This window comes from Streptococcus pseudopneumoniae, assembly GCF_038148935.1.
Taxonomy (GTDB): domain Bacteria; phylum Bacillota; class Bacilli; order Lactobacillales; family Streptococcaceae; genus Streptococcus; species Streptococcus pseudopneumoniae_U.
In genome coordinates, this window is record NZ_JBBJZX010000250.1 from 1 (window position 1) to 280 (window position 280).

1 pseudogene is annotated in these 280 nt (G+C 37.9%); it reads left to right on the forward strand.

The features are described from left to right. Positions 1 to 280 (forward strand): annotated as a pseudogene (locus WKI42_RS10845) (hypothetical protein); the annotation flags it as partial.

The following is a 280-nucleotide window of genomic DNA, read 5'->3' on the forward strand; positions in this document are numbered from 1 at the left end:
CTGTAAATGGAATTGCAATGGCTCCTTATATGATATCAGTTGCTCTCTTTGTTGCAGCAATATCAACGAATATGATCTTTGCGAAGTTGCCTTCAGGACGTCATCCAGAGAGCCGTTGGGCTTGGTTGAAATCTCGAGCAGAAATAAATGGTATTATAGCTGTTTTAGCAGGAATTTTGGTATATGGAGGAGTTCATCTTATTGGTTTAACTGCAAATCATGAGATGAGAACATTTATTCTCATTATCCTAACAAGTTTAGTATTCATGTCCATGGTGAC